This window comes from Methylobacterium sp. Leaf125 (genome assembly GCF_001423085.1).
GTDB lineage: Bacteria > Pseudomonadota > Alphaproteobacteria > Rhizobiales > Beijerinckiaceae > Methylobacterium.
Window position 1 is genome coordinate 104,587 of the sequence record NZ_LMNU01000048.1, and the last position, 25,562, is coordinate 130,148.

Below are 25,562 nucleotides of genomic sequence, written 5' to 3' on the forward strand. Positions count from 1 at the left end.
GCCTTCCACTCAGCCTTGAGGAGACCACCCATGTGCGGAATCGTCGGAATCGTCGGCCGCGAGGCTGTTGCGGGGCCCGTGGTCGAGGCGCTGCGGCGCCTCGAGTACCGGGGTTATGATTCCGCCGGGATGGCGACCCTGGAGGCAGGGCGGCTAGAACGACGCCGGGCCGAGGGCAAGCTTGTCAACCTCCAGCTCAAGCTGATCCAGTCGCCGCTCACCGGCCCCATCGGCATCGGTCACACCCGCTGGGCGACCCATGGGCGGCCCAACGAGACCAATGCCCACCCGCACGCCACCGCCCGGCTGGCGGTGGTCCATAACGGCATCATCGAGAACTTCCGCACGCTCAAACGGAGGCTGGAGGCCGACGGCGTCGCCTTCGAGACAGAGACCGACACCGAGGTCGTGGCCCAGCTGGTGAGCTGGCACATGGAGCGCGGCCTGGACCCGGTAGAGGCGGTGGCCACCACCCTGCCCCAGCTGCGCGGCGCCTTCGCCCTCGCCTTCCTCTTCGCCGGCGAGACCGACCTGCTGATCGGAGCCCGCCACGGCGCTCCCCTGGCGGTGGGGTTCGGTGCGGGCGAGACCTATCTCGGATCGGATGCCCTTGCGCTAGCTCCGCTGACCGATTCGATCACCTACCTGGAGGACGGCGACTGGGCCGTGCTGACGCGCCAGGGGGCCGAGATCCGGAATTCAGCCGGAGCGCCGGCTATCCGGACGCGCCAGACCATCGTGACCCAGAACTACCTCGTCGACCGCGGCAACCACCGCCACTTCATGGCCAAGGAGATCCACGAGCAACCCGAAGTGGTGGGCCGGACCCTGGCCCATTACATCGACCTCGCGGCGAGCCGCGTCCGGCTTCCCGTGACGCTGCCGTTCGCCTTCGCCGACCTGACGCGCCTCTCCATCACCGCCTGCGGCACGGCCTACTATGCCGGCCTCGTGGCCAAGTACTGGTTCGAACGCCTGGCCCGACTGCCGGTCGAGATCGACGTCGCCTCCGAGTTCCGCTACCGCGAGGCCCCGCTGAGCCCGGGCGAGGCCGCCCTGGTGATCTCGCAATCGGGCGAGACCGCCGACACCCTGGCCTCCCTGCGCTACGCCCGCGCCCAGGGCCAGCACATCCTGGCGGTCCTCAACGTGCCGACCTCGACCATGGCGCGGGAATCGGATGCGGTGCTGCCGACCTTCGCCGGACCTGAGATCGGTGTCGCCTCCACCAAGGCCTTCACCTGCCAGCTGACCACGCTCCTGTGCCTCGCCATCGCGGCGGGCCGCGCCCGGGGACATCTGGACGCGGCCGAGGAGCGCCGGCTCGTCGACGCGCTGATCGCCATGCCGGGCCTGATGGCGCAGGCGTTGCGCCAGGAATCCGAGATCCAGGGCTTGGCCCAGGAGATCGCGAAGGTCCGCGACGTGCTCTATCTCGGCCGCGGTACCGCCTATCCGCTCGCCCTCGAAGGTGCCCTGAAACTGAAGGAGATCTCCTACATTCACGCCGAGGGCTACGCGGCGGGCGAGCTCAAGCACGGCCCGATCGCCCTGATCGACGAGGCGATGCCGGTCATCGTGATCGCGCCGCACGACGCGGTGTTCGAGAAGACGGTGTCGAACATGCAGGAGGTTGCCGCGCGCGGGGGACGGATCGTCCTCATCGGTGATGCCACCGGCGCGGCCGCACACGGCCTGGATACCCTGGCGACGGTGATGATGCCGGAGGTCGAGCCGGCCGTGGCGCCGATCCTCTACGCCATCCCGATCCAGCTCCTGGCGTACCACGCGGCGGTGACCATGGGGAAGGATGTCGACCAGCCCCGCAACCTCGCCAAGTCTGTCACCGTAGAGTGATCGTCACCATGGCGTGACCATGCGGGGTCGAAATGCGAGGGGGACGGCCCGGCCCCAGGCGGCGCGCCACCGTGGCATACCAGACCCGCGCCCGGCGAAGTGGTGCCGGTCGGAGGACCCGGTAGGAAGGACAGACGCTTTCCTCCCAAGGCGAACACCTCCACCCGCCCGGCTCCGGCCGCGGCGGGTTTCTTGTGTCCGCGTCAGGATTTCGGAAACGGTTTGTCGACCTTGGTGTGGCGCGGCTTGACCCTGGCGTATCGGGTCGCGCGCGGCCCGGAAGCCGGGCGCTGCAGGCGCATGTCACCGTAATAGTCATTGCCACTCGGTCCGAAGGTGCCGCCGGTGACCACGCCGGGCGTGTCGGGCGCACCCATCAGGCTATCGAGCGGTCCAGCCGCCACGGCCGAGGCGTGGAGCGAGACGCAGAGGAGCAGGCCGGCGGCCGGGATGTAGCGCATCACCGGACCGTAATCCGCCTGTCCTGCACAGAGCCTTAACGAAGCCCTGGCGGGAAGCCGTAGAGCCTGTGCGGGTTGTCGACGAAGAGCTTTCGCCGTCGCTCCGGGTCCGGAACCCAGTCGGCCATCAGGTCGAGCAGGTCGCCGATGGCGGGCATCGGCCCCCAGGTTGCCACGTGCGGCCAGTCCGAGCCCCAGAGGCAGCGATCCGGCGCGGCCTCGTTCAGGGCCCGCGCGAACGGGACCGTGTCGGCGTAGGGCGGCCCCGCCGTAGAGGTGCGGAACGCGCCCTGGAGCTTCACCCAGGCGCCGTCGCGCACGAGGTCGACGAGGGAGCGGAAGCCCGGATCGTCGAGGCCGGCGGAGGTGGGGAGATGGCCCATGTGATCGATGACCACCGGCACCGGCAGCCGCGACAGGCGGGTGGCCACCGGCGGCAGGTCGCGCGCGTCGAGGAGGAACTGCAGGTGCCAGCCCATCTCGCGGGCGAGCTGCCCGTAGGCCTCGACGTCAGCGAGACCGACGCCGCCGCCGAAGAGCACGTTGAGACGGAGCGCCGTCACGCCGGCCTCTTGGAGTGCGGCGAGCGCCCGGTCGGGCAGGCCGAGGGGAATCACCGCGACGCCGCGCAGGCGCTGGCGATGCGCCCGCAGGGTCTCGAGGAGGAGGCGATTGTCCGTGCCGTGCACGCTGACCTGGACGAGGACGCCGTAGGCCATCCCGGTCGCATCGAGCATCGCCAGGTAATCCGGCGCGGCGGCGGCCGGCGGCGTGTAGCTGCGCGGCCGGACGAAGGGATCGTCCGGCGGGAGTCCAATGACGTGGGCGTGGGTGTCGACGGCCCCTGGCGGAACGGTGTAGCGGGTCGGCCCACGCGGGTGCGGCTGCGGCCCAGGGCAGGCGGGCGCCTCGTCGACGGAGGGAACGGCTTCACGCATCGGCATGGAGAACGCGGCCCCGGGTTTCCGGCAGCGCGTAGGCGGCCGCGAAGAAGAGAATGTAGGCACCCACCGCGAACAGGCAGATCGCGTTGGCGAGGGTCGTGGTCTGCGACAGGGCACCGACCAGGAAGGGAAACAGGGCGCCGACGCCGCGGCCAAAGTTGTAGCAGAATCCCTGTCCCGAGCCGCGCAGCCGCGTCGGGTAGAGCTCAGTGAGGAAGGCCCCCATGCCGGAGAAGTAGCCGGAGGCGAAGAAGCCGAGGGGGAACCCGAGGACCCATAGCAGCTCGTTCGAGAGCGCCACCTGGGTATAGACGAGGATGACCGCGATGGCTCCGAGCGAGAAGACCAGGAACAGGGTACGGCGCCCGTATCGGTCGGCGAACCAGGCGCCGGCGAGGTAGCCCGCGAAGGAGCCGGCGATCAGCGCGGCGAGGTATCCGGTCGAGGAGACGATCGAGAGCTTGCGCTCCGTGGTCAGGAAGCGCGGCACCCAGAAGGTGATGGCGTAGTAGCCGCCCTGGCATCCGGTCGCCACCAGGGAAGCCAGCACCGTCGTCCTCAGGATCGGGCCGGAGAAGATCTCCCAGAGGGCCGGCCGGTCCCCGGCGGCCGCCGCCCGCGCCCGGGCCTCAGCGGCTACCGCCGGCTCCTCGACATAGGCCCGCAGGTAGAACACGAGCAGCGCCGGCAGGGCGCCGAGGGCGAACATCCAGCGCCAGGCCTGCTCGGCCGGTAGAAGGGAGAACAGCGCGGCCTGCGCCAGCACGGCCAGCCCCCAGCCCACCGCCCAGCCCGACTGCACCGAGCCGACGGCCCGGCCGCGGTACTGGGCGCGGATCGTCTCGCCCATGAGCACTGCCCCCGCCGCCCACTCGCCACCGAAGCCGAGCCCGAGGAGGGCGCGGCAGATCAGGAGCTGGTTGAAGTCCTGGACGAAGGCACAGAGCAGGGAGAAGAACGAGAACCACAGGATGGTGAACTGCAGCGTGCGGACGCGACCGATCCGATCGGCGAGGTACCCTGCGCCCCAGCCCCCGAGGGCCGAGGCGAGGAGCGTCACCGTACCGGCGAGACCCGCCGTCCCGGCATCGACGTTCCAGAGCTTGATGATCGTCCCGATCACCAGGGGATAGATCATGAAGTCCATGCCATCGAGGGCCCACCCGGCCGCGCAGGCCCAGAAGGTGCGCCGCTCGGGCGTCGTCATGTCGGCGTAGAACCCGGTGCGGCTCGTGTCCTCGATGGGGACGGCCGCGGGGGTGGAGAGGCCAGCTTGCGCCTGGGTCGTTCCGCTCATGCCGCCTCCCCTCGCCCGGCCCGCCGGTGCCGGGCCAATGCGATGCAGGGAGGCTAGCGCACGGCGCCGGCCCTGGGTAGCCGGCGCCTCCGGGAGTGCGCAGCGTTCCGCGCGCCCGGAAGATGCCCGGGCGCGCGCTGGGCTCAGCCGGCCCGGCCGCCCATCATGCCCTGCATCTTCGTGAGCTGGGAGATGTGGAGCTGGATCAGCGGGATGGCGCCCCGGGCGATGCGGCGCAACTGGGGATCCTCCCCGGTCTCCGCGTAGCCGCCGTGGATCGCGTAGGCCTCCTGGTGGCCCTGCAGCGAGGCGTTGACGAAGGCTGCGTCGTATTGCGGCCCTGGCTGCATCCCGGACAGCTGCGACAGGATTTGCGCCTTCTGCTCGTCCGAGGTCATGCCGCCGGACGGGGGCGCGCCGAGGACACCGCCCACTGCACCCACCGTCGCCCCCGCGACGCCGCCGGCGACGGCAAGGGGTGCCGTGACGAGGCCACCGATCAGGCCGCCCGGTCCGGGCGGGCCGCCGGCCGCCGCGGCCGCCATACCACCGGTATAGGGCGCGAGCTTCTTCGAGAGGTTCACCTGCTCGACCACCTCGGCCCGGGAGAACTTCTTGACGCGTGGATTCTGGGTCTTGTCGAAGGCATCCCGCGCCGTGTTCTCGAGGAACAGGCCGCCCTTGGTCGCCATGTTCAGGTAGACGGGGGTCGGGATGGCACCGGCGGGCGTCGGCTGCGCGACCGCCGTGCGGGTCACCGCCAAGGCCGCCGTGGCCGTCAGCATGCTGAAGAGAAAATCGCGACGATGCATCGAGGAACTCCAAGGGAAAGGGGGCACCCGGGCAGCAACACGCAGCTCAGGGCACGTCCTCGGGAACCGGTTTTCTGAAGGCCCTGTTCCCTGAACTTCGATCGCCCCGCGATACCCTCACGCAAGACTTGGTCGAGAAAATCTCGCTCGACCAAGTCTTGTTCGACCAAGTCTTGTTCGACAAAGCCTTCCGCAGCTTCCTCGTGGATGCGCAGAGGCATTTTCGAGAATTTTTGCCCGGAGAAAACTGGCTCGAAGCAACCTGACTCGAAGAGGAGGCCTGTCCCAAAGGAGGCCGGCCTGCGTCTCCGGTCCCACCCACGTTCGGGGCTGCCGCCGCGGGAGGGGCTTCAAGGCCTCAGTTCTGTTGCGGCTGTTGCTGACCTCCGCTCGGCTGCTGGTCCTTCTTGTTCGCCTTGCTGTGCCCGACGGCGCAGCCGGCGGCGGCCCCCATCTTTCCATGCCCGGCCATGTGCCCGGCGACGCCGCCGACGACCGCGCCCTTGATGCAGCCCTTGGCATCCGCCTGACCCCCGAGGGCGATGAGACCCAGGGCGAGGCCAGCCGTACAGGCGAGACTGATTTTCATGGATGACTCCTTTTGACGGGTAATTCTTCCGCTCGTCGTGAGCGTCCAACCGGATGCAGGATCAACGTGTTCCGGCGCCGGACGGGTCGGGGAGGGGCAAGCGAGGGCGCGAAAGGCTGTGGTTGGGGACGGCCGCACCCATTGCCGGCAACCGTTCGTCCGCCACATGAGGCTCATGGCCAGCGATCTTGAGCACGAACGGCATCGCCGTCCCGATGAGATAACCCTGCCGACCTTGAACGAGACCACCCGGCTCCGTCTCGGCCGTCAGCTGCAAGCCCTCTACGAGCCCGTCATCGACGAGCCGCTCGACCCACGGCTCGCCGAGCTGATGCTCCAGCTCGACGCGGACCGGGGCGCCGCGATCGGCCCGGCTCGATCGGCCTGAACACTCGACTGCTTCGGGCACGCTCCTGACGTCCGCCTGTCACGTGCAACTTCTATGACCCGATCCGAGCTGCCCGATTCCGCCGCGTCTGGGCTCGGAGTTTAGGGTTCCGGAGCCTCTGGACCGGACCTGGCAGCGAGCACCGGAGACGACCCCATGGCGAAGACCCTGAGATCCTGGACGACGGCCCTGTGCCTCCTGGCGCCCCTCCCGGCCGCCGCGCAATCGGCGCAGAACCTGACGGCCCTCAGGGGGCTCGCGCCCGTCAGCGCCCTGGGCGAGAGCGCGGCAGGACGAGACGCCCTCGACGCCAACCTGACGGTCACGGGCACGATTCAGGCCGGTGCCGGCAAGGTGCCCTTCCTGCTGCCGCTCAGCGAGCAGCGTCAGCTCGCCCTGCGCGATTCCTTCATCACCGACGGAAACGCGACGGAACTCGCCGACGGGCTCGGCAGCAAGCTCGGCGGCCTCTATCAGGCCAAGGCCCGCTACGCCGCTGACGAGACCTTCACCAACGTGGCCGCGTCCGTCACCGACCTCCTCGGCTACACCAACAACGTCGCCAAGTCGGATTCGAATGCGGGCAAGTATTTCTTCGCGAACGCCACCACCAACGGCAAGGCGCCGGTCTCGGAGGCTGCCGCCGTCATCCTGACGGAGCGCGGCGGCACGACGGACGTATTCGGCAAGGCCTATGGCCGACCCGCCGGGACGCCGGGCAGCGATGTCCACGGCGATGCCCGCCCGTTCCAGACCCTGCCGAGCCTGTTCGCCTATCGCGGCATCGACTATTTCGGCCGGCCGTCCCACAGTCTGGACTGGCTGCGAGGCCCGCGCATGAACCTGCTCGACAGCCCCTCGTATCCGAGCGGGCACACCACCTACGGCTATACCGAATCCGTCGTGCTCGCGATCCTGGTGCCGGAGCGCTACCAGCAGATGATCACGCGCGCCGCCGAGTACGGCACCAACCGCATCGTCGTCGGGGCGCATTACGCGATGGATGTGCTCGGCGGACGGGCCGTCGCCCTGCACGCGGTCGCCCATCTCCTCGCCAACGATCCCGCCTATGTGGGCCAGATGCGTCGCAACCCGGCGGTGGTCAACGACATGAGCCGCGGGACGAACACGGCCGTGACGGTCACCGATTATCGTGCGGCCCTTGAAGCCGCCCGCACGGACCTGACCGCCTTCCTGAAGGAGGCTTGCGGCGACACGGTCGCGACCTGCGCGCGCGCCGATACCGGCCGCTTCCGCGATGCCGCCGCCAATGCGGCCCTCTACGACGCGACACAGACCTACGGCCTGCCCGTCGTGCATCCGCAGCGGGTGGGCACGACGGACGATGTCGGCCGGATCGCGCCGGAGGCCGGACACCTGCTCACGGCCGCCTTCCCGGCGCTCAGCCTCGCGGAGGCCAACGCCATCCTGACGGAGACCCAGGGGCCGGGCGGCGGGTTCCTGGACGATGGATCGGCCTTCGGCGTGTATGCGCGCCTCAATCTCTACGCGGCTGCCGGCAAGGCTGCTGCCCTGGCCGCCCGCAAGGCCGCCCCCTCTCCCACCGCCCGCTAAGACGGGCGGGGCGGGCCCCGCCGGGAGCGCGGCGGGCCGGCGCCTCAAGGGTCGGCCGCGGCGACCAGCCAGGCGCAGAATGCGCGGACCGCGGGATCGTCCGCGCGGGCCTCCGGCACGTAGGTGAAGTAGCTGCGGGCCGGCAGCGCGGGGCCGGCGAAGGGGCAGGTCAGCCGGCCGGCCGCGACGTCGTCGGCGATCAGCCGGTCGGGCCCCATCGCTACGCCGAGGCCGTCGAGGGCCGCCTGGAGCGTCAGGTAGAAATGCTCCAGCGTCACCGAGGCCTGCGGCTCCAGGCCCGGCACGCCGGCGGCTTCCAGCCATTGCGGCCAGACCTGGGGCAGCGTCGCTGCGTGCAGCAGCGTGTGGTGCCGAAGCGCGCCCGCCTCGGTCAGGGGCAGGCGCCGCAGCAGGCCAGGACTGCAGACGGGGATGCGGCGCTCGGTGAGAAAGGGGCGCCCGATATGGCCCGGCCGCAGGTCGGGGCCACCCCGGATGGCAACGTCGAAGGGCTCGGCCAGGTTGGCCAAGGGCACGTTCGAAGTCGTCAGCCGCACCTCTACGGCGGGATGGGCGCGCTGGAAACCGGAGAGCCGCGGGATCAGCCAGCGCAGGGTGAAGGTCGCCAGGGCGTTCACGCGGAGCAGGCGTGGCCGTCCGCGCTCCAACTGTCGCGTCGTTGCCAGGGCGATGCGGTCCAGGGCGGCGCCGATCTCGGCAAGGTAGCTCGCGCCCGCCTCCGTCAGGACCACGCGACGGTTGTGACGCTCGAACAGCGGCTGGCCGAGCCAGGCTTCCAGGGCCTGGACGTGCCGGCTCACCGCCCCGTGCGTGACGCGCAACTCCTCGGCAGCCCGGGTGAAGCTGGCATGGCGCCCGGCGGTCTCGAAGGCCTTCAGCGCATTCAGGGGCGGCAGACGACGCAGCACGGGTCAGGTTTCCTCACGCGAGCGTCAACATAAGACGTTTGTCAGCCGTGGACGAGCGGGCGATCCTGCGTCGGCAAACGAGGATCATTCCCGCATGTCGTCCGCCCAGGACCTGAGCGCCTCATGTCGAGCGTCCGCCGTCGACGCCCTGCCTCATCCGGAGGCGCAGCGGACGCTGGTGGCCGTCGGCCTGAACCACGCCCTGCACGACGGCTATACGGACTTGATCTACGTGCTTCTGCCGGTCTGGCAGGCGGAGTTCGCCCTCGGCTACGCCGCTCTCGCCCTGTTGCGCAGCCTGTACAACGGGGCCCTCGCCGCCCTGCAGATGCCGTCGGCCAGGCTCGCGGCGCGCTTCGGCGCGCGGCGGGTGCTGGTGCTCGGGACCCTGCTGAGCGCCGGGGGCTATGCGCTGGCCGGCCTCTCGGGGAGCCTTGCCGGTCTCTGCCTTGCCCTGACGCTCGGGGGCATCGGCAGCAGCACCCAGCATCCCCTGGCCTCGGCGGTGATCACCCGCGCCTACGGCGGGTCGGCCCGCGGGCCGCTCGGCACCTACAACTTCACGGGCGATCTTGGGAAGGCCAGCGTACCACCCCTGCTCGGCCTGCTGCTGTCGCTGATGGACTGGCGCTCGGCGCTCTGGCTCATCGCCGCCCTGGGCCTCGCGGTGGCACTCGGCCTCCTGCGCCTGCTGCCGCGTGACCCGGCATCACGGGACGGGAGCCCGGCCAGGACGCCGCGACCCCTGACGCCCGACGGGACCGGAGGCGCCGGCTTCCGGCTGCTCGTGGCGATCGGCACCCTCGACAATGCCGCCCGCCCGGCCTTCCTGCTCTACCTGCCGTTCCTGCTTCAGGAGAAGGGCGCCGGCCTGACCACGGTGGGCTTCGCCCTCTCGGCGGTGTTCATCGGGGGCGCTCTCGGCAAAGCCGTCTGCGGGCGGTTCGGCGAGCGGTTCGGCGTGACCCGGACCGTGATCCTGACGGAGGCCGGCACGGCGCTGGCGATCCTGGCCGTGGTGGTGCTCCCGCTCTGGCCGGCCCTGGCGCTCCTGCCGGTGCTCGGCATCATGCTGAACGGGACTTCCTCCGTGCTCTACGGCACGGTGCCGGATCTGGCGCCTGGGGGGCAGGTCGAGAAGGCCTTCGCGGTCTTCTACACCTGGACCCTGGGCGGAAGCGCCCTGGCAGCCCCCCTGCTCTACGGACGGTTGGGCGATGCTGCCGGACCCCGCGTCGCGATGCTGGCTGCCGCCGCGACGGCGCTGGCCGTCGTGCCGCTTATGATCGTCCTGTCGCCCCGCCTCGCCTCCCCCGCCGCAAAGGCGCGCTGACGAGCGGGCGCACGCCTGCTGCCTGTGCGTTCCAGAAGCGCGAAGCCGCTCAGGGCGCTGCGGGGGCCTCGATCGTCCAGGGCTGGTCGAACACGTATTCCTCCAGGTTCGTGCCGAGCCCGCCGCGGTCGATCACGAGAAAGTCCTGGGGCGCGCCGAAGGGGGTCAGCACCCCGTGCCATGTGCCGATGCCGTAGCAGACGCCCTGCCCCGGCGCCGTGACGAAGGCGTGCGGCCGGCCGGGGCGACCGCCCTCGTCGGGGCAGACCACCACGAGGAACGGCGCGGCATCCAGGGGCAGGAAGGCCTGTGCTCCGAGCGGGTGGCGCTCCACGAGGCTCACGGCGAGGGGCAGGCCGTAGGGTTCGGCCTCCACGTAGCCGATCACCACATGCCCATCCTCGCCCGCCACCCGCACCTGTGCGAGGTCGTGGAAGCGGCGGGCCTTGCCGGCATTCATGGAGCGCGGCGCGACGGCGTCCTTGTCGATCACGGTGCCGAACGGGGCGAAGGCCTCCGCCGTCAGCGGTGCGGCGACGATCCGGCGGTCGTTCATCGGCGAGCCCGGATGGGGTCGAGCGCGGGGTGTCGGTTGACGTCCTTGTAGAGGAGGTAGCGGAAGGGTCCGGGTCCCCCGGCGTAGCAGGCCTGGGGGCAGTAGNGCCCGGATGGGGTCGAGCGCGGGGTGTCGGTTGACGTCCTTGTAGAGGAGGTAGCGGAAGGGTCCGGGTCCCCCGGCGTAGCAGGCCTGGGGGCAGTAGGCGCGCAGCCAGAGGAAGTCGCCGGCCTCGACCTCGACCCAGTCGCGGTTGAGCCGGTAGACGGCCTTGCCCTCGAGGATGAAGAGGCCGTGCTCCATGACGTGGGTCTCCTCGAAGGGGATGGAGGCGCCCGGGCGCAGGGTGACGATGTTGACGTGCATGTCGTGGCGGACATCATCGGGGGCCCCCGGAGGGACCGGGCGGACCGAACTACCCGAACATGTGAGGGGGGCCGCTTCGCGGCGCGATCACGGTCGGATGAGGGGGGATGGCGGGCGCAGGATGGGAGGCCCTCTCCCTCAAATCCTCGTCGCAAGGGCCACGNATGAAGAGGCCGTGCTCCATGACGTGGGTCTCCTCGAAGGGGATGGAGGCGCCCGGGCGCAGGGTGACGATGTTGACGTGCATGTCGTGGCGGACATCATCGGGGGCGACGAAGCGGGTTGTGGCCCAGGCCCCGTCGGTACCGGGCATGGGCACGGGGGTAACGGCGGTCTCGTGGGTGACGAAGGCGGGRGGCGGCTCGAGGCCGGGYACGCGGGCGTAGGCCTTGCGGATCCAGTGGAAGCGGGTGGGTCCGGTTCCGTCGTTGCGCAGGYTCCAGGTGGWGCCGGGGGGCAGGTAGGCGTAAGCGCCGGGGGTGAGGGCGTGGGCCTGTCCGTCGCAGACGAGGCGGGCCTGGCCCTCGACGAGGAAGAGCACGGCCTNGCCGGGGGGCAGGTAGGCGTAAGCGCCGGGGGTGAGGGCGTGGGCCTGTCCGTCGCAGACGAGGCGGGCCTGGCCCTCGACGAGGAAGAGCACGGCCTGGGCTTCGGGGTCGGGTTCGGGGCGCTCGCTGCCGCCGCCGGGGGCGAGGGTGACGAGGTACTGGGCGAAGGTTTCGGCGAAGCCCGAGAGGGGTCGGGCGAGCATCCAGGCCTGGGCGTGTTCCCAGAAGGGCAGCACGGAGGTGACGATGTCGCGCATCACGCCCCGGGGGATGACGGCGTAGGCCTCGGTGAACACGGCCCGGCCGGTCATCAGCGCGGTCTGGGGCGGCAGGCCGCCGCAGGGCGGGTGGTAGGGCNACGCCCCGGGGGATGACGGCGTAGGCCTCGGTGAACACGGCCCGGCCGGTCATCAGCGCGGTCTGGGGCGGCAGGCCGCCGCAGGGCGGGTGGTAGGGCAAGGGGGGCATCCAAAGGGCTCCGTGTCCGACAGGTGTGACGAACTTCCCCGGAACGCGTCAAGCTGCCGGTGCACCCGCCACACGGCGTGGCGGTTTTTCGATCTCGTTTCACAGGGGATGTGAAACCCTGCCAAGCTTGCCGCGTCGGCTTCGGAGGCGGCGTCCTGGCTTGCGCTCACGGGATCGCCGCGAGAAACGGGCTCGCAACACGGCGTCGCGGCGCCATTCGCCGATTGCCAACGATCCCGGCTTTTTATGGTCGTTGATCTCTTCAACAGATCCGTATGTCTGGCGTCAGGGCAACAATATGCCGAAAAAGCTCAAGGCATTCGTCTCCACGGTTGCTGTGCTTGTCATCTTGGCGGGAGCCTATGTGGCTTTCCGATCCCGTGGCACGGAACAGGGAAGCTTTGTGACGGCGCCGGCCTATCGCGGCGACATCACCACCATCATCGCGGCCAGCGGCTCGATTGAGCCGATCCGACTCGTCAGCGTCGGCGCACAGGTGTCCGGACGGGTGGTGGGCCTTCATGTCCAACTCGGGCAGCAGGTGACGGAAGGGCAGCGCATCGCCGAGATCGACTCGATGCCTCAGATGAACGCCGTGCAGCGCAATCAAGCGGCCCTGAATGCCCTCCAGGCGCAACGCGAGCGCGCGAAGGTGGTTCTCAAGCAGACCGAGTCGGCCTTTCGCCGCCAGGGCGACATCGTGGCTGGAAAGGCCGGGACCCGTCAGGACTACGAGGCGGCCGAAGCGGCCTACGGGATCGCCCAGACCGACATCGCCGCCCTCGACGCGCAGATCGAGGGAGCGACGGTCAACGTCCGGAACGCACGCACCGAACTTACCTACACGCAGATCACCGCCCCGATCGGCGGCACCGTCGTGGCGATCGTCACGAAGCAGGGACAGACGGTGATCTCGTCCCAGACCGCGCCGACGATCGTCCGCCTCGCCGATCTCGGTACCATGTCGGTCAAGGCCAGGGTCTCGGAGGCCGATATCGGACGTCTCAAGCCGGGCATGTCCGTCCTCCTCAGTACCCTGGCGCAGCCCAACCGGCGCTACGAAACGACCTTGAAGACGATCGATCCGGCGCCCGATCAGATCGCGATCGAGGCGAATGCCTCCACGCAGGCCGGCGGCGCCAATGCGTCCAGCACGGAGAACCCGGCGGTCTACTTCAATGCAAGGTTCGAGATCGCGAACGCGGATGGGGCGCTCAAGCCGCTGATGACCGCCCTCGTGAGCTTCATCCTGGAGGAAGCCAAGGATGCGGTCCTGGTGCCTGCCGCCGCCGTCGAGCGGACCGGTCCGCGCCAGGGCCGCTTGCGGATCCTGGGTCGGGACGGACGGCCGGAGGAGCGCAGCGTTCGGACCGGCTTGAGCAACGGGGCACAGCTTCAGGTCCTCGAGGGGGTCGCCCCCGGGGAGGTGGTGATCATCGCCGACCCGCGAGACGGTGCCAGTTTTGCCAATTCCCGGAAGCGCTCGTAATGGAACGGCGCGAGGCTCCGCAGACGCCGCGCGTCGGGGGCACGGCCCCCGACGCCGAGGCGCCGGTCCTGCTGGTCCTGGAGAACGTGCACCGGACTTACCGGATGGGCGACCAGATCGTGGCGGCGCTCGACGGGATCGACCTGCGGATCCGGGCCGGGGAATTCGTGGCCATCATCGGGCAGTCGGGCTCCGGCAAGTCGACCCTGCTGAACCTCCTCGGCTGCCTCGATCGACCGAGCGAGGGCCGCTACTGCATCGATGGGCGCGATACCGCCGGGGTCGATCCCGACGCGATGGCAGCGCTGCGCCGGCACACCTTCGGCTTCGTCTTTCAGAGCCACAATCTGCTGCCGCGACTCCCGGCTTGGGCCAACGTCGCCCTTCCGGCGATCTACGCCGGGGAAGCCGCCGCCTCGCGCAAACGGCGGGCCGCCACCCTGCTCGTCCGGCTCGGCCTCGGGGAACGCCTCGATCATCGTCCAACCCAGCTTTCCGGTGGACAGCAGCAGCGCGTCGGCATCGCCCGGGCGCTCATGAATGGTGGGCGGATCATCCTGGCGGACGAGCCGACCGGATCGCTCGACAGCCGCACGAGCGCGGAGCTTCTCACCCTGTTCAGGACCTTGTGCGACGAGGGCCACACAGTGGTGATCGTGACGCATGATCCCCAGGTGGCCGCGACGGCCGACCGGGTCGTCGAGATCGCCGACGGGCGCATCCGCACGGATCGCACGCAGCGGATGGGTCAGGGGACCCGCCCGCCCCTCCAGCCGATCCCGGACGGATCGCGCCGCTGGGCCAATCAGATTCCGGAGGCGGTCAAGAGTGCGATCGGCACCCTCCTCGCGCATCGTCTGCGCAACGTCCTCACCATGCTGGGGATCGTGATCGGGATCGCCGCGGTCATCCTTGCCGTGGCGATCGGCCAGGGCTCGGAGCAAGAGGTGCTGGAAAAGATGAAGGGCCTCGGGAGCAACAGGACCGAAGTCTTGTCTCGATCCTACTACAGTTCCGGCCTGGGAAGTCAGAGGGGATCCCTGTCCCAGGCGGACCTCGACCGATTTTCGGCCTTCTCCTTCGTGACGGGGGCAACGCCCAGTGAGGAGAAGCCGAGCGTTCTTCGCCATCAGAACATGGTCATGTCTGGGACGGTGTACGGTGTCGAGCCGGCCTTCTTTCGCATTCACGATTTTCCGATCGTCTTGGGGCGAAACTTTACGGAAGGCGGCGCGCGAAGTTCAGGCGTCGAGATCATCATCGATGCGTCGATACGTGCGTCGCTGTTCGCACCGGGTGAAGATCCGCTCGGCGCCCTCATCCTGGTTGGGATGGTTCCGGCGCGCGTCGTCGGCATCGCGCAGATCGATGGTTCGTCCCGCTTCGGGCGTCGGCCATTCGCCGCCATCCTCAACAAGACCTTCAGCTATCGCATCTCGGGCCACGCGTACTTCGGACATCTGACGCTCCAAATCGCCGAGACCGTGGACCGCGACGTGGCCCTGGCCGCCATCTTCAAGTCGTTGCGCGCCTGGCACGGCGCTCAGGATTTCATCTTGTTCGACGCCGAAGCCCAGCGAGAGGCCATGCTGAAAGCCAAGGTCATCCTCGGGTTGGTGACCGTCTCCATCGCTGGAATCGCCCTGGTAATCGCCACCGTCGGCGTGATGAACATGATGCTCGTTGCGGTGACCGAACGAACCCGTGAGATCGGTCTGCTGATGGCGCTGGGCGCACGGCGTTCGGACGTGATGCTGCAGTTCTTCATCGAGGCCTCCACCCTGTGTGTCGTGGGCGGGGCCCTTGGAACCGGCCTGGCCCTCGCGCTCGGAGAAGTGGCGCAGGTCGTCACGCTGCCCTTCACCCTGGCCTTCGGCTGGCGCTCGGCGGTGGCCGCGTTCCTCTGTGCCAGCCTCGCCGGCCTGGGGGCGGGCGTCGTGCCGGCGCGGCGGGCCGCTCAGGTCGATCCGGTCGAGGCGCTGACCCGATGACACCACCCGCCACCGGCCCGATGCCGTTTCTGGCGATGGCCGCCCTCCTGACGGCCGCCCTGCTGATGGCGGGCGGGTGCGTGGTGGGGCCCGACTTCGTGCCGCCCGTCCCGCCGGATGTTTCCCGGTACGGCGAGCGAGCCGATCCGACGCATCTGGTCGCCCCCGGGGTCGGGGGAACGCAGGTTCTGATCGCGGGAGCCAACCTGCCCGACGCGTGGTGGCACCTGTTCCGCTCCCGTCGTCTCGATGCCCTGGTGCGCGAAGGCCTCTCGGCGAACCCCACCGTCGAGCAGGCCGAGGCCGCCCTCCGCCAAGCCCAGACCCTGACCCAGTCCGTGCGGGCGGACATGCTGCCGAACCTCTCCGTCGGTGCCACGCGCGCCGGCGGTGGCGGCCTGGGACAGGCCGGCCCTGTCTCGTACGGGCTGTATGGTGCCAGCGTCACGGCCGGTTACACGCCCGACCTGTTCGGCGGGATTCGCCGCGCCGTCGAAGCCCAGGCGGCCCTGGAGGTGGTGGCGAGCGAGCAGCTGCGCGCGGCGACGCTCGCGCTCACGGGCAACATCGTCACCGCGGCGATCCAGGAAGCGACCGTGTCGGAGCAGATCGCCCTCTCCGAGGTGATCCTGCGCCAGTACCGAGATCAACTGGCGCTCGTGAAGGTCCGTTACGACGCGGGGGCCGAGCCCATCGCCAACGTCCTGAGTCAGGAGAGCTTGATCCGTTCGCAGGAGGTGACGATCATCGCCAGCCGAGCCGCGCGGATCCAGACGCGGCACCGACTCGCCGTGCTCCTGGGGCGACTGCCCAGCGCGTACGAACGCCCGAGCTTTCGCCTTCGCGAGCTGACGCTGCCCCGGCGCCTTCCGATCAGCCTGCCGTCCCGCCTGCTGGAGCAGCGTCCGGACATCCGCGCGGCCGAAGCTCAGTTGCACGCCGCCTCGGCCGGCATCGGTGTGGCGACCGCGAACCGGCTGCCCAACGTCACCCTGAGCGCCAACCTGGCTGCGAGCGCCGCGACCCTCGCAAGCCTGGCGGCATCGAGCGTCTGGGGGGCCGGGCTCGGGCTGGCGCAGCCGCTCTTCGACGGAGGAGCCCTGGCGGCCCGACAGGCGGCGGCTTCGGAGGGCTACGCGATCGCCCTGGCGACCTACCGCATGACGGTCTTGAACGCGTTCCAGAACACTGCCGATGTGCTGACGGCGCTCGAGGCGGATGCGAAGATTCTGACCGGCGCCATGCAGGCGGAAACTCTCGCTCAGGAAGCGCTCACGGCGTCCCAAGTTCAGTACAAGGCTGGGTCCCTCGCCTATTCGGGCCTTCTTCTGAGCCAGGTCCGCTACGCCTCGGCAACGCTCACCCGTCTCGCGGCTCAGAGCCAACGCCTCATCGACACGGTGGCGCTTCAGCAGGCCCTGGGCCGGAACCGGTTCCAGCCGGACATCGACTGATCGCGATCCGGTCTGAAGTCCAAGGCGGAAGGCCACGGCGCCAGTTTACGGCGATCCTGTCGATCGACCTGCACCGTGGCCCTCTCGACGACGATCCCGCCTGCCCGGCCCCGGGGCGCTGCGCCGGCGGTCGCTGGCTCTGCCCCCGGGACCTGGATCGGTTCACCCTGCCGGGCTGTGTCGTCTCTCTGGGATGGCACTGCCGGGGTCTGGGTCCCGATCCGGTCCGCATCGATGGAGCCCCGTGGACCTGGCCCGCGCCCGTCCGGTCCTTCGGAGCTCAGGTCGCGGTCCTGAGACCGGCATAGCGACCGACCGAGGCGTGGCCGCCCCTGAAGCCGGTCGCCGGACCTGCCGATCCGGGCATCGGGGTCGCGCGTGGCGGGGATCCACGCTCCCTCCCGGCCGATGCCGATGCGAGAAGTGCCTGCCGGAGAGACATGACTTCGCTCCGCAGGCGCGCGTTCTCGCGCTCGACGTCCCCCAGGCGCGTGACACCGGCCGGCGACAGGCCACCGAAGCGTCGGCGCCAGCGGTAGAACGTGCCGATGGAGACGTGGGCGGTCGCGCAGATGGTCGCGATGGCGGTTCCGCTGGCCGCCTCCTGCAGCAGGAAAGCGATCTCTTGATCGGTATGTTGGGATCGACGCATGCGCCTCAGCCAATCGAGCGAGTCTCCGAGGACGCGGCCCAGCAAGAAACGCACCGCCGACCGATGGGTGCGGAAAGACCTGTCGCTCGGTCCAGAATGCAATTTTTGACGTTCGACCTGCGGGAGCGCACGCGTCGTGGGCGGAACGCCGTGGTTTTACGCAAGCCGCCGCCGCTCTGCAGCCTATTTGGCCTTCCTCCCCGAGCGCTCAACTCGGACAATTCGCCGGTCACGGAACGAGGCGAGAGCGATGGTCGAATTCACGAGACGCAGCTTCCTGGGAACGGCGGCGACCCTGTCCGCTCCGGCCATCATCCGCCCGGCCTGGGCCGCCGACACCGTCAAGCTCGGCTGCCTGTTCTCGTCCTCGGGCACCATGGCGAACATCGAGGGCCGCCTGAACCACGTGGTGCGGATGGCCGCCGACGGCATCAACGCGAAGGGCGGCGTCAACGGGCGTCGCCTCGAGGTGGTGACTTCGGACCCGGCCTCCGACTGGCCGCTCTACGCGCAGATCGGTCGACAGATGCTGCAGCAGGAGAAGGTCGCCGCCCTGTTCGGCTGCTGGACCTCCGTCTCACGCAAGTCCGTGCTGCCGGTGGTCGAGCAGAATGACGGGCTGCTGTTCTATCCGCTCCACTTCGAGGGCGACGAGAACTCGAAGAACATCGTCTACGTGAATTCGCCCCCGGCGAGCTCGGTGCTGCCGGCGGTCGATTACCTCATGGGTGCGGAGGGCGTCGGGGCCAAGCGGTTCTTCATGATCGGCTCGGACTACGTCTGGCCGCGGACCATCAACAAGCAGCTCAAGGCCTACTGGACGTCCAAGGGCGTGCCCGAGACCGCGTGGCGCGAGGAATACGTGCCGCTGGGCTTCTCCAACTTCCAGACCCTGGTGAACCAGATCCGCAGCTTCGCCGCGCAGCCCGGTGGACAGCCTATCGTAGTACTCACCGTGGTCGGCTCCTCGATTCCCGATTTCCTGCGGGAATTCGCCAATCAGGGCATCCGCGCCACCGACGTTCCGATCCTCGGCCTCGACATGGTGGAGGCGGACCTCGAGGGCCTCGACACCGCCCCCCTCGTCGGCCACCTCAACTGCTGGGCCTATCTCCAGGCCGCCAAGGCCGAGGCGAACACGACGTTCCTGTCCGAGTGGGCAGCCTACGTGAAGGCCAAGGGCGTCCCCTTCAGTGCCGACACGGTCATCGACCCCATGGTGTCGGCCTATGACAGCGTCCAGCTCTGGGCGCTCGCCGCCGCCAAGGCCGGCAGCTTCGACGTACCGGAGGTCCGCAAGGCTTTCCCCGGCCTCAGCTTCGCCGACCCGTCCGGTTACACGCTGACCATGGGGAGCGAGAACAACTACGTCGCCCGGGGCGTCTTCATCGGCTCGGTCAACGAGAAGCAGGGCTTCGACATCCTCTGGCAATCGCCCGATGCTCCCAAGCCCGTGCCGTTCAGCCCGTATGGTTAAGGGCCCGGGACGGTTCGGTTTCGTCGCTCTCCTGCTCTGGGCTTCGAGCCTGGTGATGCCGCCGGCCCTGGCGGCCGAAGCGACGCTCGATCGCGGCGCCCTCGCCACGGCGCTCTGCGGAGACGGCGCGGCGCAGGCCAAGGCGGTGGAGGGGGTCCTGCGCAATTCTGCGGAGGCGACATCCGGTGACCTCGCCTGGGCCGGCACGATCCTGCGCGCCCTCCTCGATCGGCGCCTGGCCTGCCTCGGTGAGTCTGCCCTGGTCCTCGACCGAGCCGGTGCCACCGATGGTCGCGACGCGGCCACCGGCACGGCGCGCCCGGTCACGGGCGGGCGCTCGCCGGTGCTCGGCCTGCGCCAGCGCGCCCTCATCGAGACCGCCTCCGGAGCGGCGTCGCTGCTGACCGGGGCGGATGTCGAGTTGCGCCGGGCCGGCCTTGCCGCCCTGGAGCGCCGGATCGCCACCGTTCCGGAAGCCCTCCTCCTGCGCGCCGCCTCCGCCGAGAGCGATCCGGGCCTCAGGGCCGGCCTCGCGGCGATCGCGCAATCGGCCGCCCTGTCCTCCGTCGATCCGGCGCGCCGCCTCGCGGCGATCCGGGCCGTGTCGGAGGCGCCCTCGGGCGCGGCGTTCTCGCGGCTCTCCGCTCTCAAGGCCGACGCGGCCTACGGCAGCGATCCCGCCTTCCGCAGCGCCCTCGACGCCGCCCTGGCCCGCGTCGAGCGGGCCGTGTCGATCGGGAACGGTCTCGCCGTGCTCTACAACGGCCTGAGCTTTGCCAGCATCCTGTTCATGGCGGCGGCCGGCCTCGCGATCATCTTCGGGCTGATGGGCGTCATCAACCTCGCCCAGGGCGAATTCATCATGATCGGCGCCTACGCGACCTACGGCGTACAGGAAGCCGTCCGGCGCATCGCGCCGGGCTGGCTCGACGCGTACCTGCTGGCCGCGATCCCGGTGGCGTTCCTGACCTCGGCGCTGGTCGGCATCGCCATCGAGGCCCTGATCCTGCGCCATCTCTATCGACGACCGCTGATGAGCCTGCTCGCCACCTGGGCGGTGAGCTTGTTCCTCATCAACGGGGTACGGGTCGCGGTGGGGTCGCAGAACCTGCAATTCGCGATGCCGCCCTACGTCAGCGGTGGCGTCCCGCTCTATGCCGACTTCGTGGTCACCTGGAATCGCCTGTTCGCCATCGCCTTCGCGGCCGTGACCCTGGTGCTGACCCTCGTGATCCTGAAGCGGACGCCGCTGGGCCTCGACATCCGCGCGGTGACGCAGAACCGCGACATGGCCGCCTGCCTCGGCATTCGCACCCGGCGGGTCGACCGGCTCGCCTTCGGCTTCGGCTCGGGGCTGGCCGGCCTCGCCGGGGTGGCCCTTTGCCCGATCTACAGCGTGAATCCCGGGATGGGCGCGAACTTCGTCATCGACAGCTTCATGGTGGTGGTGCTCGGCGGCGTCGGCACCGTGGTGGGCACCCTCGTGGCGGCGCTCGGCATCGGGGGCGCCAACGTCCTGATCGAGCCGCTCTACGGGGCCGTGGCTGCCAAGGTCATCGTGCTCGCCGGCATCATCCTGTTCCTGCAGCGCCGCCCCGAGGGCCTGTTCGCCGTGCGGCGCCGGCGATGAGCGGCGCTCTCGACCTGTCGCCCGGCATTCCGGCGGCCCGACGGCGCGGCCTGATCCTCGGGGGCGACCCGCTCCTGGCGGGCCTCGTCGGGCTCGTCCTGGCGGCGGCCCTCGGCCTCGTGCTGCTCCCACCCGCCCCCTACCTCGTCAACATGATCGGGCAGCTCGCGGCCTTCGCAATTCTCGCGGTCTCCCTCGACCTCGTCTGGGGCTATCTCGGTATCCTCAGCCTCGGGCACGGATTGTTCTTCGCTATCGGCGGCTACGTCTGCGCGATGCACCTTCTCGCCCATGCCTACGTGGTCACCGGCACGGCCCCGGACCTGATGCAGTTCATGGGCTGGAAGAGCCTGCCGGTCTACTGGACCGGCCTGACCAGTGCGCCCTACGCCCTGGCCCTGGCGCTGGGCCTGGCGGCGGCCGTCGCCTTCGTGTTCGGTCTCGCCTCGTTCCGCTCCCGGGTGAACGGCGTCTACTTCTCGATCATCAGCCAGGCCCTGGTCTACGTCGCCATGCTGCTGATGTTTCGCAACGATACGGGTCTGGGCGGCAACAACGGCATGACGGGGTTCTCGCTGCTGTTTGGCTGGCCCATGGGCTCCCCCGGGGTCGTCACCGGTCTCGCTGTGGCGACGCTCCTGTCCCTCGCGGCCGTGCTGGTCGGTGCGCGGGCCCTGGTGGCGAGCCCCCTCGGGCGACGCATGCTGGCCTGCCGGGACGACGAGGCGCGGCTGCGCACCCTCGGCTACGGCACCACGCGCCTCAAGCTCGGAATCTGGTGCCTCTCGGCCGCCATCGCGGCGTTGGCGGGTCTCCTCTACGTGCCCCAGGTCGGCATCATCAATCCGCGGGTGCTCAGCCCCGACCTGTCGATCGAGATCGCGGTCTGGGTCGCCATCGGTGGTATGGGCCGGCTGGGCGGCGCCGTGATCGGCGCGATCGCGGTCAACGCCCTCAAGTTCTGGCTCAGCGCGGCGATGCCGGAAGCCTGGCCCTTCATCCTCTCGGGCCTCGTCCTTGTCGTGGTCCTCGGGTTGCCCAACGGTCTCCTCGACCTCGCCACGCTCCGGCTGAAGCCGAACTGGCTCCAGCGCGCGGGACCGCAGCCGTGAGCGCCCTCGTCATCGACAGCCTCGAGGTCGTGTTCGGTGCCTTCCGGGCCCTGGACGGCCTCTCCCTTGCCGTCGATCCGGGTGAGGTCCGCGCGGTGATCGGTCCCAATGGGGCCGGCAAGACCACGCTGCTCGATGCGATCACGGGGATTGCCCGACCGAGATCCGGGCGCATCCTCCTCGGCGACGGGCGCGACCTGACCCAGGCTTCGGAGGCCGAGATCGCCCGGGCGGGGGTACGCCGCAAATTCCAGAAGCCGAGCGTCTTTCCGGCCCTGACGGTGCGCGAGAATCTCGGCCTCGGCTGTGGCCCGGATTGTCCGGCGCGGGAGCGGCCGGTCCGCCTGGCGCGGGCCCTGGCGGAAACCGGCCTCGAAGCGCGCGCCAGCGTGCCGGCCGGCGCCCTCGCCCATGGCGAGAAGCAATGGCTCGAGATCGGAATGGTGCTGGCGTCCGAGCCCCGGGTCCTCCTCCTCGACGAGCCGGTGGCGGGCCTGTCCGACGACGAGACCGCGCGTACCGCCGAACTCATCGGCGCCCTGCGCCGGCCCGACCGGGCCATCCTGGTAATCGAGCACGATATGGCCTTCGTCGAGGCGGTGGCCGACCGGGTCACGGTGCTGCACGAGGGCCGGACCCTGTTCGAAGGCGCGATGGCGGGAGCCCGCGCCGATGCCCGCGTGATCGACGTGTTCCTCGGCCGATGACGCGCGCCCCCATGCCAGCCCCCGCACATCCGGCCAGCCTGACGGTGACGGGGCTAGACCAGCACTACGGCAGCGCCCAGGTGCTCCGGAACGTCGGCTTCAGCGTCGCGCCCGGCACCTGCCTCGCGGTGCTCGGCCGCAACGGCGCCGGCAAGACCACCCTGCTGCGCTGCCTCACCGGCCTGATTCCGGTGACTCGGGGGACGGTCACCCTCGATGACGTGGACTTCACGCGTCAGCCTTGCGACCGGCGGGCCCGTTCCGGGCTCGCCCTCGTGCCGCAGGGCCGCGAGATCTTCGCCGACCTCAGCGTCGCGGAGAACCTCCGGGTCGCGGCCCGGGCGCACGGGCTGGACCGGAGTGGCGCCGTCGACGACGCCGTCTCGCTGTTCCCGGCCCTGCGCGACCTCTGGCACCGCCCGGGCGGCAACCTCTCCGGCGGCCAACAGCAGCAACTCGCCATGGCCCGGGCCCTGGCGACGCGGCCCCGCGTCCTGCTCCTCGACGAACCGACCGAGGGCATCCAGCCCTCGATCGTCTCCGCCATTGAGGGCGTGATCGCCGGGCTCCAGGGCCGCGTCACCGTCGTCCTGGTGGAGCAGTACCTCGCCTTCGCGATCCGGCTCGCGGACGCCTTCGTCGTTCTCTCGCGCGGCGCCGTGGTCGAACAGGGCCTGCGCCAGGACCTGAACCACGACGCCGTTTCCCGGCACATCGCCGTCTGACCCGCCCGACCCAGGAGCCCGCATGTCGACGCATCACGAGATCCCCGCGACCCCCGAGAGCATGGTGCTGGGCTACTTCGACGCCACCCTGCCCCCCGTGCTGGAGGTGGCCTCCGGCGACACCGTGACCCTGCACTCGTTCCCGGCCGGCGGACGGGAATCCCTCCACCCCGATCCCGCCCGCGTGCCCGCGGATTACCGGTTCGCCCTGGACACCCTGGCGCAGGGGCCCGGCCCCCACTTCGTCACCGGACCCGTCCACGTGCGCGGTGCCGAACCCGGCGACGTGCTCCAGGTCGACATCCTGGACCTGAAGTTCCGCATGGACTGGGGCTTCGTCGCGATCCTGCCGCTCCTCGGTACCCTGCCGGACGAGTTCACCGACTACGAGATCATCCACCCCGACATCGACGTCGCCCGCGGCGTCGCCGTGCTGCCCTGGGGCACGGAACTGCCCCTCGATCCGTTCTTCGGCATCATGGGCACGGCGCCCCCGGCCGCCTGGGGCCGGGTCGGAACCCCGGTCCCCCGCGGCTTCGGCGGGAACATGGACAACAAGGAGCTCAGGGTCGGCACCACCCTCTACCTGCCGGTCTACAATCCGGGCGCCGGCTTCTACGCAGGCGACGGACACGGCGTGCAGGGGGACGGCGAGGTCTGCATCACGGCCCTGGAGACGGGCCTCACCGGCACGTTCCGCCTCACCGTGCGCAAGGATCTCGGCTACGCGTGGCCCTTCGCCGAGACGCCCACGGACTTGATGTCGATCGGCCTGCACGAGAGCCTGGACGAGGCGATGCGCCAGGCCGTGCGCGAGATGGTGCGTCACGTCTGCGACCGCACGAACCTCACCCGCAACCAGGCCTACATGCTGTGCTCCCTCGCCGGGAACCTGCGGATCACCCAGACGGTGGACGGTAACAAGGGCGTGCACATGCTGATGCCGAAGAAGGCTCTGATGTCGAAGCGTGCCCTCTGATCCCGAAGGGCCCTCGCGGCTCGCGCGGGCCCCGGGCTGCGAAGGCCGGCCTCCTGAGGCCGGGCTCACGCCGGGGCGTTGAGCCGTCGCGAACCGAGCCGCCAGGGCCGGATGGACGAGGCTGTTCGCGGACATCCTCGCGGAGGAGCCGGGTTTGGTGCGTGCAACGGCCGGCCTCGCGGCTTACTGAGGTCTGACCCAACCAAGCCGCCAGGGAATCTCAGCCGCATGGTCATGAGACGAGTCGTCAAGCTCACCGCGTTCGGCGCGCCGCAGGTCCTTTCGATCGTCCGGGAGGCGCTTGCCCCGCTCGCGCCCGGTGAGGTGCGGGTTCGCCAGACCGCCATCGGTTTCAATTTCATCGACATCTACCAGCGCAAGGGGGTCTATCCCCTTCCCCTGCCGACCGGCCTCGGCTTCGAGGCGGCCGGCGTCGTCGACGCGGTCGGGTCGGAGGTCGCCGGCCTTCGGGTCGGCGACCGGGTCGCCTACATGAATGCCGGGGTCGGCGCCTACGCGGACCTGCGCAACGTGCCCGCCGACAAGCTCGTCACCTTGCCCGAGACGATCACCGACGCGGCTGCGGCCACCCTCCTGTTCAAGGGCATGACCGCCCAGTACCTCCTGCGCCGGACATACCCGGTCCAGGCGGGGGATCTCCTGCTCGTTCATTCGGCCGCCGGCGGCGTCGGGCAGATCCTGACCCGCTGGGCGACGGCGCTCGGGGCGGAGGTGATCGGAACCACGGGCTCGCCGCACAAGCACGAAGCCGCGCGTGCCGCCGGATGCGTCGCGGTGGTCGACCTGAACGACCCGGACTGGCCGGAGGCGTTCCTGACGGCGAGCGGCGGTCGCAAGGCCCGCGTCGTCTACGATGCGGTCGGCAAGGACACCCTGATCCGATCCCTCGACTGCGCCGCGCCCTTCGGGCTCGTGGTCTGCTACGGCGCGTCGTCCGGCAAGGCTCCGGCGGTAGATCCCGAATTGCTCAACAAGAAGGGCTGCCTCTTCCTCACCCGCCCCTCCGTCTTCCCGCACAACGCCGATCCGGCAACGTTCCGGGCCAACGCGGCCGACCTCTTCGATGCCATCGCCCGGGGGCACGTGACCGTCGACATCGGCGGCCGCTTCGCGCTCGACGCGATCGTGGAGGTCCACCGCGCGGCGGAGGAGCGTCGCTGCAGCGGAGCACTCCTCATTACACCGTAGACGATCGGTCACCG

22 protein-coding genes and 4 pseudogenes are annotated in these 25,562 nt (G+C 70.0%); 14 read left to right on the forward strand and 12 right to left on the reverse strand.

Going from position 1 to position 25,562, the window contains the following annotated elements:
• Positions 1-30: 30 nt before the first annotated feature.
• A complete protein-coding gene (glmS, locus tag ASF58_RS23425) occupies positions 31-1,857 on the forward strand; it encodes a glutamine--fructose-6-phosphate transaminase (isomerizing) (protein WP_055958447.1) in 1,827 nt (608 codons plus the stop codon).
• A 203-nt stretch (positions 1,858-2,060) separates the two neighbouring features.
• Here glmS and ASF58_RS23430 read toward each other — a convergent pair whose 3' ends face one another.
• The 5 genes from ASF58_RS23430 to ASF58_RS23450 form a co-directional block, all read right to left on the reverse strand.
• Positions 2,061-2,321: a hypothetical protein gene (locus tag ASF58_RS23430; RefSeq protein WP_156375862.1), complete on the reverse strand. Its 261-nt coding sequence runs from the start codon at positions 2,319-2,321 to the stop codon at positions 2,061-2,063.
• A 32-nt stretch (positions 2,322-2,353) separates the two neighbouring features.
• Entirely contained in the window at positions 2,354-3,256 is a 903-nt protein-coding gene (locus ASF58_RS23435) for an amidohydrolase family protein (RefSeq protein ID WP_055958764.1), read from the reverse strand.
• On the reverse strand, positions 3,249-4,559 hold the full coding sequence (locus ASF58_RS23440) for an MFS transporter (protein WP_055958453.1): 1,311 nt from the start codon (positions 4,557-4,559) through the stop codon (positions 3,249-3,251). Before ASF58_RS23440 ends, ASF58_RS23435 begins: the two co-directional genes overlap by 8 nt.
• A gap of 143 nt (positions 4,560-4,702) precedes the next feature.
• Complete coding sequence (locus ASF58_RS23445; RefSeq protein ID WP_055958456.1) at positions 4,703-5,371, reverse strand: DUF4142 domain-containing protein; 669 nt, start codon at positions 5,369-5,371, stop codon at positions 4,703-4,705.
• A gap of 358 nt (positions 5,372-5,729) precedes the next feature.
• The gene (locus tag ASF58_RS23450) at positions 5,730-5,960 is read right to left on the reverse strand and encodes a hypothetical protein (protein WP_055958459.1); all 231 of its coding nucleotides are present in this window, start codon (positions 5,958-5,960) and stop codon (positions 5,730-5,732) included.
• 175 nt (positions 5,961-6,135) lie between these two features.
• Here ASF58_RS23450 and ASF58_RS23455 point away from each other — a divergent pair, with 175 nt between their 5' ends.
• Positions 6,136-6,348 (forward strand): hypothetical protein, encoded by a 213-nt coding sequence (locus tag ASF58_RS23455; protein WP_055958462.1) that lies wholly within the window; start codon positions 6,136-6,138, stop codon positions 6,346-6,348.
• Positions 6,349-6,504: 156 nt separating this feature from the next.
• Positions 6,505-7,923: a phosphatase PAP2 family protein gene (locus ASF58_RS23460; RefSeq protein ID WP_055958465.1), complete on the forward strand. Its 1,419-nt coding sequence runs from the start codon at positions 6,505-6,507 to the stop codon at positions 7,921-7,923.
• A gap of 44 nt (positions 7,924-7,967) precedes the next feature.
• Here ASF58_RS23460 and gcvA read toward each other — a convergent pair whose 3' ends face one another.
• Complete coding sequence (gene gcvA / locus ASF58_RS23465) at positions 7,968-8,852, reverse strand: transcriptional regulator GcvA (RefSeq protein ID WP_055958468.1); 885 nt, start codon at positions 8,850-8,852, stop codon at positions 7,968-7,970.
• A gap of 94 nt (positions 8,853-8,946) precedes the next feature.
• On the opposite strand from gcvA, the gene ASF58_RS23470 reads away from it, so the two are divergent.
• Complete coding sequence (locus ASF58_RS23470; protein WP_055958470.1) at positions 8,947-10,185, forward strand: MFS transporter; 1,239 nt, start codon at positions 8,947-8,949, stop codon at positions 10,183-10,185.
• A 49-nt stretch (positions 10,186-10,234) separates the two neighbouring features.
• On the opposite strand, the gene ASF58_RS23475 is transcribed toward ASF58_RS23470, so the two are convergent.
• The 5 genes and pseudogenes from ASF58_RS23475 to ASF58_RS27365 all read right to left on the reverse strand — a co-directional run.
• Positions 10,235-10,741 (reverse strand): ureidoglycolate lyase, encoded by a 507-nt coding sequence (locus tag ASF58_RS23475; RefSeq protein ID WP_055958768.1) that lies wholly within the window; start codon positions 10,739-10,741, stop codon positions 10,235-10,237.
• A pseudogene (locus ASF58_RS27355) lies at positions 10,738-10,846 on the reverse strand ((S)-ureidoglycine aminohydrolase); the annotation flags it as partial. The pseudogene ASF58_RS27355 and the gene ASF58_RS23475, both read right to left, overlap by 4 nt.
• A gap of 1 nt (position 10,847) precedes the next feature.
• Positions 10,848-11,131, reverse strand: a pseudogene (locus ASF58_RS25450) (cupin domain-containing protein); the annotation flags it as partial.
• A 140-nt stretch (positions 11,132-11,271) separates the two neighbouring features.
• Positions 11,272-11,653 (reverse strand): annotated as a pseudogene (locus tag ASF58_RS27360) (cupin domain-containing protein); the annotation flags it as partial.
• A 1-nt stretch (position 11,654) separates the two neighbouring features.
• Positions 11,655-12,012: pseudogene (locus ASF58_RS27365) on the reverse strand (cupin domain-containing protein); the annotation flags it as partial.
• Between the two features lie 136 nt (positions 12,013-12,148).
• On the opposite strand from ASF58_RS27365, the gene ASF58_RS23485 reads away from it, so the two are divergent.
• The 3 genes from ASF58_RS23485 to ASF58_RS23495 are packed head-to-tail and all read left to right on the forward strand — an operon-like array spanning position 12,149 to position 17,057.
• Positions 12,149-13,612, forward strand: a complete 1,464-nt coding sequence (locus ASF58_RS23485) for an efflux RND transporter periplasmic adaptor subunit (protein WP_244477465.1) — start codon at positions 12,149-12,151, stop codon at positions 13,610-13,612.
• The gene (locus ASF58_RS23490; protein ID WP_082513284.1) at positions 13,612-15,603 is read left to right on the forward strand and encodes an ATP-binding cassette domain-containing protein; all 1,992 of its coding nucleotides are present in this window, start codon (positions 13,612-13,614) and stop codon (positions 15,601-15,603) included. The genes ASF58_RS23485 and ASF58_RS23490 overlap by 1 nt, the downstream gene beginning before the upstream one ends.
• Entirely contained in the window at positions 15,600-17,057 is a 1,458-nt protein-coding gene (locus tag ASF58_RS23495) for an efflux transporter outer membrane subunit (protein WP_055958476.1), read from the forward strand. The genes ASF58_RS23490 and ASF58_RS23495 overlap by 4 nt, the downstream gene beginning before the upstream one ends.
• Positions 17,058-17,337: 280 nt before the next feature.
• Here the strand turns inward: ASF58_RS23495 and ASF58_RS23500 are convergent, their stop codons facing one another.
• Entirely contained in the window at positions 17,338-17,754 is a 417-nt protein-coding gene (locus ASF58_RS23500; protein WP_156375863.1) for a transposase, read from the reverse strand.
• Positions 17,755-17,959: 205 nt separating this feature from the next.
• Between ASF58_RS23500 and ASF58_RS23505 the strand changes: the two genes are divergently transcribed.
• The 7 genes from ASF58_RS23505 to ASF58_RS23535 all read left to right on the forward strand — a co-directional run bounded on the left by ASF58_RS23505 (position 17,960) and on the right by ASF58_RS23535 (position 25,548).
• A complete protein-coding gene (locus ASF58_RS23505) occupies positions 17,960-19,186 on the forward strand; it encodes a transporter substrate-binding protein (protein WP_055958482.1) in 1,227 nt (408 codons plus the stop codon).
• Positions 19,179-20,816: an urea ABC transporter permease subunit UrtB gene (urtB, locus tag ASF58_RS23510; protein ID WP_055958485.1), complete on the forward strand. Its 1,638-nt coding sequence runs from the start codon at positions 19,179-19,181 to the stop codon at positions 20,814-20,816. Before ASF58_RS23505 ends, urtB begins: the two co-directional genes overlap by 8 nt.
• Complete coding sequence (gene urtC / locus ASF58_RS23515) at positions 20,813-21,928, forward strand: urea ABC transporter permease subunit UrtC (RefSeq protein WP_082513285.1); 1,116 nt, start codon at positions 20,813-20,815, stop codon at positions 21,926-21,928. The genes urtB and urtC overlap by 4 nt, the downstream gene beginning before the upstream one ends.
• The gene (locus ASF58_RS23520; protein WP_055958491.1) at positions 21,925-22,635 is read left to right on the forward strand and encodes an ATP-binding cassette domain-containing protein; all 711 of its coding nucleotides are present in this window, start codon (positions 21,925-21,927) and stop codon (positions 22,633-22,635) included. Before urtC ends, ASF58_RS23520 begins: the two co-directional genes overlap by 4 nt.
• Before the next feature lie 11 nt (positions 22,636-22,646).
• Positions 22,647-23,360: an ATP-binding cassette domain-containing protein gene (locus ASF58_RS23525; RefSeq protein ID WP_055958780.1), complete on the forward strand. Its 714-nt coding sequence runs from the start codon at positions 22,647-22,649 to the stop codon at positions 23,358-23,360.
• Between the two features lie 22 nt (positions 23,361-23,382).
• On the forward strand, positions 23,383-24,339 hold the full coding sequence (locus ASF58_RS23530; RefSeq protein ID WP_055958495.1) for an acetamidase/formamidase family protein: 957 nt from the start codon (positions 23,383-23,385) through the stop codon (positions 24,337-24,339).
• Positions 24,340-24,567: 228 nt separating this feature from the next.
• A complete protein-coding gene (locus tag ASF58_RS23535) occupies positions 24,568-25,548 on the forward strand; it encodes a quinone oxidoreductase (protein ID WP_055958498.1) in 981 nt (326 codons plus the stop codon).
• Positions 25,549-25,562 lie beyond the last annotated feature (14 nt).